Below are 8404 nucleotides of genomic sequence, written 5' to 3' on the forward strand. Positions count from 1 at the left end.
ACATCGTCGCCTTCCTGATCCATTCGCCGGACGTCGCCTTCGTCACCATCGGCGCCATCTTCCTCGCCGTCACCGGCGCCGAGGCGCTCTATGCCGATCTCGGCCATTTCGGCCGCAAGCCGATCGTGCTCGCCTGGCTGGCGATCGTGTTTCCCTGCCTGCTGCTCAACTACGCCGGGCAGGGCGCCTTCGTGCTGACGAAGAACGGCGTCGTCGGCCATCCGTTCTTTGAAATGAACGAGGGCTGGACGCTGATACCGATGGTGGTGCTGGCGACCGCCGCGACCGTCATCGCCAGCCAGGCGGTGATCTCCGGCGCCTTTTCGCTGACCAGGCAGGCGGTTCAGCTCAACATGCTGCCCAGGCTCGAGATCCTGCACACGTCGGAAAAGCAGTCCGGCCAGATCTACATGCCGCGCGTCAACCTGCTGCTGGCGCTGGTGGTGATGCTGCTGGTGGTCGGCTTCGGCGAATCCAGCAGGCTGGCCTCGGCCTACGGCATCTCGGTGACCGGCAATATGCTGGTGACGACGGTATTGCTCTATGTCGTCATGTCGCGCATCTGGAAATGGCCGTCCTGGCTGGCGATCAGCCTGACGGCGCTATTCGCCTTCATCGACGTCGGTTTCTTCGCCTCCAACATCGTCAAGGTATTCGAGGGTGGCTGGGCGTCGCTGGCGGTGGCCTTCGCGATCATCATGGCCATGTGGACCTGGGTGCGGGGCAGCCGCTACCTGTTCGACAAGACCCGTCGCAACGAGATCCCACTCGATTTCCTCGCCGGCAACCTGCTGAAGAAGAAGCCGCAGCTGGTGTCGGGCACGGCCGTGTTCCTGACCAGCGATCCCTTGAGCGCGCCGACCGCGTTGATGCACAGCCTGAAACACTACAAGGTGCTGCACGAGCAGAACGTCATCCTCTCGGTGGTGACCGCGCCGCAGCCGGTGGTGCCCGACAGCGACCGCGTCAAGATGGAGACGGTCAACGAACTGTTCATGCGGGTGACGCTGAACTTCGGCTATATGGAGCAGCCCAACATCCCGCGCGCGCTGGCGATCTGCCGTAAGCAGGGCTGGAAGTTCGATATCATGACGACGTCCTTCTTCCTGTCGCGGCGTTCGCTGAAAGCCTCTCCCAATTCCGGCATGCCGCTGTGGCAGGACCGGCTGTTCATCGGCCTGGCAAGAACGGCGGCGGATGCGACAGAGTACTTCCAGATCCCAACCGGACGCGTGGTCGAGATCGGCACGCAGGTGGCGATATAGAGAAAGGCCGCGCCCGCAAGGAGCGCGGCCTTCACAGTTGTGAGCGCGTGCTGCCGCCTCAGCCGGCGAGCGCTGCCTTGTTCGCCTCAAGGAACTGCTTCAGCGACTTCGGCTTGCGTCCCGACAGCGTCTCGATCGCGTCCGTCACCATGGAGATGCGGCCGGAGCGGGTGTTGGCGTCGAAGGAAACGATGATGCGGGCGAACTCCTCGGGAACGCCGGCTGCCTTCACGCCCTCGGTCAGGGCCTCGTCGGGCAACTGAATGACTTCCAGCGGTTTGCCGGTGACCTCGCTAACGAGGGCGGCGATCTCGGTCGTCGTATAGGCCTGCGGGCCGGTCAGCGTGTGGATCCGGCTGTCGGTCGAGCCGGAAGCGAGGCCGGCGGCAATCGCGGCGGCCATGTCGTCGCGCGCTCCATGGGCGATACGCCCTTCGCCCGCCGACGTATACCACTTGCCCGAGGCAATTGCGTGCGGCAGCGCCAGGAACAGGTTCTCTTGGTACCAGCCGTTGCGGAAGATCGTGTAGGCGATTCCACTCGCCTTGATCGCCTGTTCAGTGCCGTAATGGTCGCCGGCAAACAGCACCGGCGAACCCGGCTCCGGATTGGGCATCGAGGTGTAGAGCAGGTGGGAGACGCCGGCCGCCCGGGCGGCGGCCACCGCGGCCTGATGCTGCTTCAGGCGCCGGTCGCTCTTGAGGTCGAGGTCGCCGGTCGAGATGATCAGCACGCGGTCGGCGCCCTTGAAAGCATGTTCCAGCGAGGCCTGGTCGTTGAAGTCGGCTGCCCTGACGGTGATGCCGAGCGCCGCGAGATCGGCGAGGCTTTCGGGATTGCGCGTGGTGGCGATGATGCGCGCCGGCGCAATCTTCTGCGCGTCGAGCAGATGGCGCAGGACGCTGCGGCCAAGCTGGCCGGAGGCGCCGGTGACGAGAAGGGTTTCGCTCATGGGGTGATCCTGATGTTGTGCCGAAGCGGCGAGTGCTCTTGATGGTCTCAAAAAGAGACCAGCACTAAATTAGGAATTGACCGCTCCCCGTAAAGAAGGCAGTTTTCCGGGAGGTAGGCACACGCAGGGAACCAGCGATGGACGGCAAGATCGTCAATCTGAAATCGAAGATCGAGATCTACAAGGCGATGACGGACGGCGCCAATTTCGCCAATTGCCCGGTTCGCGACGTCATGCAAGGCATGAACGGCAAATGGAGCCCGTTGCTGGTAACGGCGCTTGCGGAAAAGCCTTATCGCTTCGGTGAACTGCGGCGGCTGGTTCCCGACATCTCGCAGCGCATGCTGACCCAAACCCTGCACGAACTGCAGCGCGACGGCTACGTTCATCGCGAGGTGTTCCCAACCAAGCCGCCAAGTGTCGAATACAGCCTGACCGATCTCGGGCGTTCGATGTTCGTGCCCCTGTATCAGCTCGTCCAATGGGCCGAACTCAACCATGACGCGGTGCGCGAGGCGCGTGCCGCATTCGACGCCGCGCAAGCCTAAGGCGCGATGCGTTAGCGCGGCGGCTTGATTTGGCAATGCTGCTGTTCGGGCTGGGCGGGCAATGCAAGAATCTCTCGATATCGCGATTGCCGGCGCCGGGCCGGCCGGGCCGGCCACGGCGCTCCATCTCAACCGGTCAGGACACCACGTCACCGTCTTCGAGCGGTTCGATGAACCGAAGCCGGTCGGTTCCGGGCTGATCCTGCAGCCGACCGGGCTCAGCGCGCTGGCCGAGCTTGGCTTGCTCGACGACATCCTCTCACTGGGCAGCCGCATCGACCGACTGCACGGCGCCGACGCCGGAAGCGGCCGCACGGTGCTCGACGTCCGCTATGACGCCCAACGCGGCGGCCGCTTCGGGCTGGCGGTGCATCGTGCGGCCCTGTTCGCCGTGCTGTTCCGCGCCGCCCGGCGCGAGGCGATCGCTATCGAGACGAATGTCGAAATCGAGGCTAGGAAGCGCGGTGGCCTGATCACCTTGCCGGATGATCTGAGACAAACGCGAAGCCTTGGCGCGCAGGAAGGCCTCGAGGCGCTGCGGATAATCCTGGTCGACCGCTTCCTTCACCGGCCGCCGATCGCTCAGCGCCTGGCGCCATTCCGCGATCATCGGCTTTCCATCGAGGATGCCGAAATCGCTGATCCGGTCGAAGACGTCGAAATAGCGGAAGATCGGCCCGTAGACGGTGTCGACCAGTGAAAAATACGCGCCGGTGAACCAGGGCCCCGGGCTCGTGCGGTCTGCCAGTTCCGCCTCCAGCCGATCGAACATCGCCGACAGGCCGCTGGCTTCGGACCGGAACGCGGCCTCGCTGGAAGCGGAGTAGAACCGGCCGATGGCGTTCAGGATGGCTGAACCAAACTCGATCCAGGCGCGGTGCCGGGCGCGCGTCAGCGGATCAACGGGGTGCAGCGGATTGGCTTCGGTTTCCTCGAGGTATTCGAGGATCACCGCCGATTCGAAAATCACCGTCTCCTCGCCATCGCGATCGACGCTGAGCAGCGGCACCTTGCCGAGCGGCGAGATCGCCCTGAACCAGTCCGGCTTGTTGGCGAGATCGATCATCACGCGCTCGAATGGCACGCCCTTCTCTGTGAGTGAGATCGCCGCCCGCTGCACATAGGGGCACAAATGATGGCTGACGAGTGTGAGCTTGCCGGACATCTCACTCTCCCCAGACATAGTTGAGCGCGCCGTCCTCGACGCGAGTCGAGAGAAACATCAGGCGCGCGTTTTTAGGCGCCGGCCCTTCGACGCGGTCACCGCTGGCCATATCGAAGGATGCGCCGTGCCACTGGCAGACGAGCTTGCCGTCCTTGCAGTCGAGTGGTCCGCCGAAATGCAGGCAGGCATTGGCGGCCGCGCGGACGCGGTCGCCGCTGCGCCAGACATGCACCTCGCGGCCAAAGAACGGGGCAATCAGGCTGCCCGTCTCCGGGATGTCGGCGATCTTGCAGATTTCGTGCTTCATCGGATTTGCCTTTCATATCGATGCAGATGCATCTATATAGATGCAGATGCATTGATCGTCAAGCTTGATGCAATTGCATCTACCTTCTATGATTTGGCATGACCGAGAAAACCTCCCCTTCGCCTGCCGCCATCAAGGCCTGGGCCCGCCTGATACGCGTTTCGCGCCAGCTCGTGGAAAAGGTCGAGGATGCGCTGAAGGAGAACGGCCTGCCGCCGCTTGCCTGGTACGACGTGCTGCACGAGCTTGCCGAAGCGGGCGAGGGCGGGCTGCGGCCGTTCCAGCTGATCGAGCGGACCTTGTTTGCGCAATACAACATCTCGCGGCTGCTGGCGCGGCTTGAGGCCGATGGCCTGGTCGAGAAGCTGCCGGTCGCGGATGACGGCCGCGGCCAGACCATCCGCACAACCGGCAGCGGGCGCGAGACGCGTCGCCGCATGTGGGCCGTCTACGGGCGGTCGATCGCCGAGTTGGTGGGCGCCAGGCTTCCGGTCGAGGACGTTGAGACACTGGCCACCCTGCTCGGCAGGTTGCGCGATCCGCCTGCCGGCGACTGAGCCAGCCAGACCTGGCGGTTTGCGCGCTGCATCTGGATACCAAAATGATTTTCTCCATTTTGTCCTTGCGTCGGCAGCAGGATTGCGCAATATGCCGAACCGTAACGTACGGTACGCAACCAGGCGTGACCTTTCATCAGGCGAGAAAGAAACGTGTTGCAGGCAGGCGCCGAGATCGACAGCAGCGAGACGCTGACGGAGCGGCAGCAGGCCGTTCTCGACGCTGCCCTTCGCCTGCTCGTCGAGGAGGGCGATAGCCTGACCATGACCGCGGTGGCGCGGCGGGCAAGCTGCTCCAAGGAAACGCTCTACAAATGGTTCGGCGACCGCGACGGGCTGTTGACGGCGACGGTGCAGTGGCAGGCCTCCAAGGTGCGCGTGGCGCCCGTCGACCGCAAGGGCCTCGATATCGCCTCGCTGACGGCGAGCCTCGAACGCTTTGCCTCGGACTGGCTCAAGGTGATTTCGAGCGACACCTCGATCGCGCTGAACCGGGTAGCCGTCGGCCATGCCGGTTCCGGCAAGGATGACCTCGGCGCCATAGTGCTGCAGAATGGACGTTTCGCGCTCGCCAGGCGCTTGAAGCCGGTGCTGGAAGCGGGACGCGAGGCCGGATTGCTGGATTTCGCGGATGCCGAAACGGCATTCCGCACCTTTTTCGGGCTGGTCGCCCGCGATGTGCAGATGAGGCTTCTGCTCGGCGACCGGCTGGAATTGACTGAGGCGACGATCGGTGGCGATGCCGCCCGTGCGACGCAGCAGTTTCTCGCTCTCCATGGAGCAAACAACCGGCCGCTAGGCCCCAGAGCCGGATGATTTCAGGTCAAGTCGACCTGAAATCTGAATCCGGCTCTAAATCAAAGAGATAGAGCATGATGTCGTCCGAAAACCGCTTCACACTTTTCGGCATCATGCTCTGATCTTCAAAACGGGAAGGAAGACGAAAATGCGTGTCTATTACGATCGTGACGCCGATCTCAACCTCATCAAGGGCAAGAAGGTCGCCATCATCGGCTATGGCAGCCAGGGCCGGGCGCATGCGCTCAACCTCAAGGAGTCCGGTGTCAAGGACATCGCCATCGGTCTTAAGGCCGGCTCGGCGACCGCCAAGAAGGTCGAGGCCGACGGGCTCAAGGTGTTGACCGTCGCGGACGCCGCCAAATGGGCCGACCTGATGATGATGGCGACGCCCGACGAACTGCAGGCCGACATCTACAAGAACGAGATCGCGCCGAACATCCGCGATGGCGCGGCGATTGCCTTTGCGCACGGCCTCAACGTGCATTTCGGCCTGATCGAGCCGAAGTCGACCGTGGATGTCGTCATGATTGCGCCGAAGGGCCCGGGCCACACCGTGCGTGGCGAATACCAGAAGGGCGGCGGCGTGCCGTGCCTGGTGGCCGTCAACCATGATGCTTCCGGCAATGCGCTCGATCTGGCGCTCTCCTACGCCTGCGGCGTCGGCGGCGGCCGCTCCGGCATCATCGAGACCAATTTCCGCGAGGAATGCGAGACCGACCTGTTCGGCGAGCAGGTGGTGCTCTGCGGAGGCCTGGTCGAGCTGATCCGCGCCGGCTTCGAGACGCTGGTGGAAGCCGGCTACGCGCCGGAAATGGCCTATTTCGAGTGCCTGCACGAGGTCAAGCTGATCGTCGACCTGATCTATGAGGGCGGCATCGCCAACATGAACTACTCGATCTCGAACACCGCCGAATGGGGCGAGTATGTCTCGGGTCCGCGCATCATCACCGCCGATACCAAGGCCGAGATGAAGCGCGTGCTGAAGGACATCCAAACCGGCAAGTTCACCTCGGAATGGATGCAGGAATACCGTGCCGGCCTGGCGCGCTTCAAGGGCATCCGCCGCAACAACGACAGCCACCAGATCGAAGAGGTGGGTGCGAAGCTGCGCGCGATGATGCCGTGGATCGCCAAGAACAAGCTGGTCGACAAGGCGAAGAACTGAGGCGATCCACGGTCTTTGCATTGCGCGTCCTCGGGCTTCGCCCTGCGGGCGCGCGGTGATCGCCAAGAACAAGCTGGTCGGCAAGGCTAAAACTAGGAAGCTTGCGCCAATTCTACCCTGCCGGCCATCTGCCGCGGGTTTCTGCGCTTCCGGTGCTCACGGACTTCAATGTCCGCGCCGCTCCGGTTCTCGAAACCCGCACCAGCTGACTCAGCAGGGCGAATTGTCATCAAGCTTCTGGTCGCGAAATACCAAGCCGGCGGAGCAATCCGCCGACTTTTTCGTGCCAGCCCTTCGGCTAGCAGGGGACGCGGAGCTTCAGCCGTAGTGCCAGTGCGGCTTCGGTTCGGTGCCGGTGAACTCGACGCCGATACGGCCGTCGCGGCGCCAGCGCACCACGGCCTTGTAGCCGATGCCGTCGGTCGGCACGTAGAGCAGGAACTCGTCAGGCACCCGCGCCTCGATCGGCACTTTGAGCTCGGCGCCGCCGGCATGCATGTTGCGCAGCGTGCATTTGACCTCGGAATTGGCGATGCCGGTCAGGATCGACGCGCCTTTCAGCACGCGCTGCCGGTGCTTGTCCCTGTTTTCGTCCTCGGCCATGGCATTCCGCTTTCGGGCGATCCGCTCCGCCTATCCGATAGACCCGCCTGATGAAGAGCGCGTTAGCGCCGGTGGTGCTTGGCGCGTCTCATGGTGCCCCCGAGGCAAAAACGGCGCCGCTTGACACGGCGCCGTTTGCGCATTCCTCGATCCGTTGCTGCTCAGCTATATGGCGACCAGCACTGCTGGCGTGGGCCATTATAGGGCTGGAACGTGTTGTCCCAGGCCCGGTACGAGCGGTAGCGGTCGTAGCACCACTGGATGTGCGCGCTGGACAGACGCTGCGTCCGGTAGATCCGCCGGGGCTGAGCGTAGTAGCCGTTGTTGTAGTAGCCGTTGTTGTAGTACAGGCTGCCCAAGCCCAGACCGAGGCCGAGGCCCAAAATGGCGGCATCGGAGTCCCTGAAATGCCGGCGATGATGGTGGCGTCTCCAGCGCCAGTCGTCGCCATCCCAGTTACGATCACCGTCCCAATTGCGGGAGAAATTCCGCTCGCGGAAATTGCCGGACCGCCACCGCCCGTCGCGGTTGCGCCAACGCCAATCCTCCTGGAGCTGCCGGTCATTGCCGCCGGCCCACTCGTCACGAACAGGCGTGATGCCGGGCGCCGGCAGATTGGCCGGGACCGACAGGTCAGGCTCAAGGATCGGACCAGCCAGTGACGGTGCCGTCACGCCAGCCACAAGACCCAGGGTCAGCAGACCGGACCTCAACGAAGACAAAAAGTGCGGTTTCATTGCACACTCCGAAGACTTCAGGCCCCACGCCCAGAATACCCCGGGAAGAGGCCTATTTATGGAACTTGTCGTCTGAACGGCGGATGAACGGAAAGGTTCCGTCAACCATCACGGCCCGCATCGCGGGCTCTTGTCTTCACCGGTACTTGCAGGCAAAGGTCACGGCCATGTCGCTGCGCCTTGCCACCTTCAATGTCGAGAACCTGATGAACAGGTTCGATTTTTCCGGCTATCGCAACCAGCTAAACGAGGATCGAGCGCTGGCGCTGTTCGATATCCAGAGCGAGGCCGAGTACAAGATGCT

General features: G+C 63.3%; 10 protein-coding genes and 2 pseudogenes. 7 read left to right on the forward strand and 5 right to left on the reverse strand.

Annotated elements, in window-relative coordinates; translation table 11 throughout:
* Window positions 1-1265, forward strand: a 1265-nt coding sequence (locus EN781_RS18215) for a KUP/HAK/KT family potassium transporter (RefSeq protein ID WP_127400211.1), incomplete at its 5' end; no start/stop codon positions are given.
* A gap of 58 nt (window positions 1266-1323) precedes the next feature.
* On the opposite strand, the gene EN781_RS18220 is transcribed toward EN781_RS18215, so the two are convergent.
* Window positions 1324-2217 carry an SDR family oxidoreductase gene (locus tag EN781_RS18220; protein WP_126053983.1) on the reverse strand — a complete coding sequence of 298 codons (894 nt, stop codon included), beginning with the start codon at window positions 2215-2217 and terminating at the stop codon, window positions 1324-1326.
* A 137-nt stretch (window positions 2218-2354) separates the two neighbouring features.
* Between EN781_RS18220 and EN781_RS18225 the strand changes: the two genes are divergently transcribed.
* Together EN781_RS18225 and EN781_RS35335 are read left to right on the forward strand one after the other, a co-directional pair.
* Window positions 2355-2765 (forward strand): helix-turn-helix domain-containing protein, encoded by a 411-nt coding sequence (locus EN781_RS18225; protein WP_126053984.1) that lies wholly within the window; start codon window positions 2355-2357, stop codon window positions 2763-2765.
* A gap of 61 nt (window positions 2766-2826) precedes the next feature.
* A complete protein-coding gene (locus EN781_RS35335) occupies window positions 2827-3465 on the forward strand; it encodes an FAD-dependent oxidoreductase (RefSeq protein ID WP_245455656.1) in 639 nt (212 codons plus the stop codon).
* Here EN781_RS35335 and EN781_RS35985 read toward each other — a convergent pair.
* Window positions 3364-3948, reverse strand: a pseudogene (locus EN781_RS35985) (glutathione S-transferase family protein); the annotation flags it as partial. The gene EN781_RS35335 and the pseudogene EN781_RS35985 sit on opposite strands and share 102 nt — an antisense overlap.
* Window positions 3932-4237: a Rieske (2Fe-2S) protein gene (locus tag EN781_RS18240; protein ID WP_126053986.1), complete on the reverse strand. Its 306-nt coding sequence runs from the start codon at window positions 4235-4237 to the stop codon at window positions 3932-3934. The pseudogene EN781_RS35985 and the gene EN781_RS18240, both read right to left, overlap by 17 nt.
* Before the next feature lie 98 nt (window positions 4238-4335).
* Between EN781_RS18240 and EN781_RS18245 the strand changes: the two genes are divergently transcribed.
* The 3 genes from EN781_RS18245 (at window position 4336) to ilvC (ending at window position 6760) form a co-directional block, all read left to right on the forward strand.
* On the forward strand, window positions 4336-4794 hold the full coding sequence (locus tag EN781_RS18245; RefSeq protein ID WP_126053987.1) for a MarR family winged helix-turn-helix transcriptional regulator: 459 nt from the start codon (window positions 4336-4338) through the stop codon (window positions 4792-4794).
* A 153-nt stretch (window positions 4795-4947) separates the two neighbouring features.
* Window positions 4948-5610 carry a TetR/AcrR family transcriptional regulator gene (locus tag EN781_RS18250; protein WP_126053988.1) on the forward strand — a complete coding sequence of 221 codons (663 nt, stop codon included), beginning with the start codon at window positions 4948-4950 and terminating at the stop codon, window positions 5608-5610.
* 130 nt (window positions 5611-5740) lie between these two features.
* Window positions 5741-6760 (forward strand): ketol-acid reductoisomerase, encoded by a 1020-nt coding sequence (ilvC, locus tag EN781_RS18255; RefSeq protein WP_126053989.1) that lies wholly within the window; start codon window positions 5741-5743, stop codon window positions 6758-6760.
* A gap of 318 nt (window positions 6761-7078) precedes the next feature.
* Here ilvC and EN781_RS18260 read toward each other — a convergent pair whose 3' ends face one another.
* Together EN781_RS18260 and EN781_RS18265 are read right to left on the reverse strand one after the other, a co-directional pair.
* Window positions 7079-7363: a PilZ domain-containing protein gene (locus EN781_RS18260; protein ID WP_126053990.1), complete on the reverse strand. Its 285-nt coding sequence runs from the start codon at window positions 7361-7363 to the stop codon at window positions 7079-7081.
* Window positions 7364-7524: 161 nt separating this feature from the next.
* Window positions 7525-8100, reverse strand: a complete 576-nt coding sequence (locus EN781_RS18265) for a BA14K family protein (protein ID WP_126053991.1) — start codon at window positions 8098-8100, stop codon at window positions 7525-7527.
* 167 nt (window positions 8101-8267) lie between these two features.
* On the opposite strand from EN781_RS18265, the pseudogene EN781_RS18270 reads away from it, so the two are divergent.
* A pseudogene (locus EN781_RS18270) lies at window positions 8268-8404 on the forward strand (endonuclease); the annotation flags it as partial.

This window comes from Mesorhizobium sp. M4A.F.Ca.ET.090.04.2.1, assembly GCF_003999085.1.
GTDB lineage: Bacteria > Pseudomonadota > Alphaproteobacteria > Rhizobiales > Rhizobiaceae > Mesorhizobium.